We start from the raw sequence: 1,726 nt of genomic DNA, 5'->3' as shown, positions 1-1,726 counted from the left end.
AAACCGCCAGTCAACGTGCTGCTCCTGATGGAACAGTTGGTCACTGAGCGGCCAGGGGCGTGAGCGGCAAAACTCCACCCGGTCAGTGGGCATAATCTCGCCTTCCCTGAGTGCAAGAATGGCGTTCCGGCTGAGTCCTTCGCGCGGCAGCCATGCAATCTGCCAGTATCCGCTTTTCGGACAAGGTTCACCGGTTTTACACAGCAGACTTAGTGAGGCACTTTTATCAAAATCCGGTGACGTCGGCAGCGGCCTGCCGGTTTCAGGGTTGAGCTGTTTGTCTTTCGCCAACTTCTCAATCAGGGCTTCGCTGGGTTTGGTCGGCGGAATGTTCGCTTTGCGATCTTCCAGCCATTTTATCTTGCCATCCCAGGCAGGCAGCGGGGCCGGTGGGAGGGGGACGATATCGTTGATTTCTGGGACGGTGGGGCTGGCATAGGAATAATTACCCAGCATTTCGCCAATTTTCTCATAACGCCGGGCACGTTCAGGATCTTTTTTCTGGTCAAGATAGTACATACTTGTAGATTCAGGCTCACCAAATCCTTTTTGCAGGGCATAAGCTGATATTTCATCACCAGCAGCAATTCCCAACTGAAATGCCTCAAGTGATTCCAGATATAGAGCTCTATTTTTTTGGTTGATTCCTAGGGCTTTTGCTGCTTCCCCCTCTCCCTGTTCGGCAGCACAACGACACATTTGCCGGGAAATGTTAGGAGCCATATCTGCCGGGAATAGTTTCTTACCTACATAGGCCTGTGCCTGAGGATTCCCTTCATCAGCGGCTTTACGGTAGTAGCGCAGAGCCAGTTCCTGATCCTCCTTTAAACCGGCTGCGCCGTGCTGCAAGTAGATGGCGGTAAAGTAGTAACCGCTGGCAACTTTAGCGTTTATCAACTGCTGGCTAAGGCGAAAACGCTCATGTGGTGTGAGAGTGAACTGCCCACGGAACGAACCATTTTGCAGGTTAATATTTGCTTTGTAATGACCATTCTCGGCAGCGATGCGATATAAACGTTCAGTTTCAGCATCCACCGTTTTGTCTTGTTTCAGCAGATTATTTTTCTGTAGCCAGCGGGCGTATTTGAATAATATTTCGCTATCGGCAGAAGCTGCTGGAATGATTTCGTGTTTGCAGGAAAAGGCCAGCTTGGCATTAATATTTGAAAGTAAATCCATGGGAACATCCTTTTTTACAGCTTTTATAGCGGTCAGGGCATTGCTCTGGTCACAGGCTGTCAGCAATAGACAGAATGAAAATAATAATTTGCGCATCAGTCCTGATCCTTCAGTGTTACTTTGCTATAAAGAAACTTAATCAGTGACGCTTTGGGGGCATCCTTTTTTGTTCCCTGAAGATCTTCATTATCACCAAGAAGATACCCCCAATCTCTGAAAGCATCAGTAGGATCATCCTGCATTCCTATTCCATTTGTATGCAACTTCCACAGCCGCTGCCGCAGTGCTTTAGTCACGCTGGCCCAGTCATGGGCAATATTCATTTCGCTGTCGACCTGCATACTACGGGTATTGATATTGGCGGAACCATGGGTCGTGAATACATCGTTGATGATCATCAGCTTGGAATGCACATAGACTGGCATCCAGTTACCTTCGGGTGAATCGGGTGCGACAAGAGAACAGATATGCACCTTCAGGCCGGGAATGTTGACCTGCAAAATTTCTCTGTTTCTTATTTTTTGAATTTCTTTTTCATATTCGTCCA

Annotated in this window: 2 protein-coding genes; both read right to left on the bottom strand. The window is 48.1% G+C overall.

What is annotated here, in order from left to right; translation table 11 throughout:
- A partial coding sequence (locus J1785_RS01240; protein WP_217218625.1) for an SEL1-like repeat protein occupies positions 1-1,275 on the bottom strand: 1,275 nt, incomplete at its 3' end.
- Positions 1,275-1,726: phospholipase D-like domain-containing protein (locus tag J1785_RS26585; protein ID WP_336369567.1), on the bottom strand; the 452-nt coding region annotated here is incomplete at its 5' end. The genes J1785_RS01240 and J1785_RS26585, both read right to left, overlap by 1 nt.

The sequence above is a fragment of the Rahnella perminowiae genome (genome assembly GCF_019049755.1).
In the GTDB taxonomy this organism is placed as follows: Bacteria; Pseudomonadota; Gammaproteobacteria; order Enterobacterales; family Enterobacteriaceae; genus Rahnella; species Rahnella perminowiae.
This window is presented reverse-complemented; position numbering and strand designations above follow the sequence as displayed.